This window comes from Pseudomonas sp. SAS7 (genome assembly GCF_052112345.1).
Lineage (GTDB): Bacteria > Pseudomonadota > Gammaproteobacteria > Pseudomonadales > Pseudomonadaceae > Aquipseudomonas > Aquipseudomonas putida_Q.
Map to the genome: position 1 here is coordinate 1 of NZ_JBEGGO010000039.1, position 2022 is coordinate 2022.

General features: G+C 66.0%; 1 protein-coding gene. It reads right to left on the reverse strand.

The features are described 5' to 3' along the window. The coding region (locus tag ABI582_RS28570) for an Ig-like domain-containing protein (RefSeq protein WP_442120975.1) at window positions 1–2022 on the reverse strand (2022 nt) is incomplete at both ends.

A 2022-nucleotide genomic window follows, 5' to 3' on the forward strand; every position in this document is an offset into this window, starting at 1 on the left:
AGTGATGTCTGGTGCGGTGATCTGCGCAGGCAACGAGGACGCGCCGCTGTCATCAATGGCGACCACATCCAGCAGTTCGCCGTTGGCCTGGGCCGGGCTCAGCTCGATGCTGAAAGTGCCGTCGGCATTGGCGATGGCGCTGCCGATCAATGTGCCGCTGGCGTCATGTACCTCCACGCGAGTACCCGCTGGGGCGGAACCGGTGAGGGTGGTGCCGTCGGCATCGATGGCCAGGTTGCTCGGGCTGGCCGGGGCAGTGGTCAGCGGTACATCGTATTCGAGGGCAACGGAGGCGTTGCCGCTTGGGTCGGTCTGCACCAGGCTCAACTGCTCGCCCGGCTGCGCGGCTGGATTCAGGTCAATCAGGAAGGTGCCGTTGGCACCAACTACGCCAGTGCCGATCACGGTGCCGTTGGCATCGCGTACCTCGACGGTGGCACCCGGCTCACCACGGCCGCTCAGTGCCAGGCCATCAGCGCCGACCACGATATTGCTTACTGCGCCAGGTGGTGTGATATCCGGGGCATCGAACTGCAGCGGTGCAGACGTGTTGCCGGCCGCGTCCACCAGGCGTACGTCCAGGGCTTCGCCGTTGGCCTGGGCGGGCGCAAGGGTAATGCTGAACAGGCCATCGGCGCCGACTACACCCGTGCCGATGATGTTGCCACCGGCATCACGCACCTGCACGGTAGCGCCCGCTTCGCCGCGACCGGTGAAGGTCACGCCGTCGGCCAGGGCCAGTTCAGTCGGTTGAGCAGGCGGTAGCAGGTCGGCTGAGGTCACCGAGCCCGGCTGGGAAACATTACCGGCGGCATCGGTCAGGGTGACTTGCAGGGTGCTGCCGTCGTTCACGGCAGGGGCCAGAGCGATGACGAAGGTGCCATCCGCGCCAACGGTACCCGTCGCGATGATGTTGCCTGCGGCGTCACGCACCTGCACGGTGGTGCCGGCTTCGCCACGGCCGCTCAGTTGGCTGCCGGCCACGCCGATCACCAGGTTGGTCGGGGTTTCAGGCGGCGTGGTGTCGCCACCATCGATATCCGGTGCAGTGACCGAGCTAGCTACGGACGTATTGCCGGCGGCATCGCTCGCAGTGGCTTGCAGGACCTCGCCGTCCACCTGCGGTGGGTTGAGGTTGATGCTGAATACACCGGTCGGGCCGACTAGAGCAGTACCCAGTTCGGTACCGTCGGCTGCCAGGATACGCACAGTACTGCCCGGTTCGGCACGGCCGGTGAGCACGGTGCCGTCAGCGCTGACGGCCAGTTCGGTCGGCGCGGCCGGCGCGGTGATATCCGGTGCGGTGATCTGTGCGGGCAACGAGGAAGCACCGCTGTCATCAATAGCGACCACATCCAGCAGTTCGCCATTGGCCTGGGCCGGGCTCAGCTCGATGCTGAAAGTGCCGTCGGCATTGGCGATGGCGCTGCCGATCAATGTGCCGCTGGCGTCGTGTACTTCGACGCGGCTGCCCGCTGGCGCGGAACCAGTCAGAGTAGTGCCGTCGGCATCAATGGCCAGGTTGCTCGGGCTAACTGGTGCCGTGGTCTGCGGTACGTCGTATTCCAGGGCCACCGAGGCGTTGCCGCTTGGGTCGGTCTGTACCAGGCTCAGCTGCTCGCCCGGTTGCGCGGCTGGATTCAGGTCAATCAGGAAGGTGCCGTTGGCACCGACTACGCCAGAGCCGATGACGTTACCGTCGGCATCGCGTACCTCGACGGTGGCACCCGGCTCACCACGGCCGCTCAGGGCCAGGCCATCAGCGCCGACCAGGATATTGCTTACTGCCCCAGGTGGCGTGATATCCGGGGCATCGAATTGCAATGGTGCAGACGTGTTGCCGGCCGCATCCACCAGGCGTACGTCCAGTGCTTCGCCGTTGGCCTGAGCAGGGTTCAACGTCAAGCTGAACAGGCCATCGGCACCGACGATACCGGTGCCGATGAGGGTGCCGGCCGCATCACGCACTTGCACGGTGGCACCAGGCTCGCCGCGACCGGTGAAGGTCACGCCGTCGGCCAA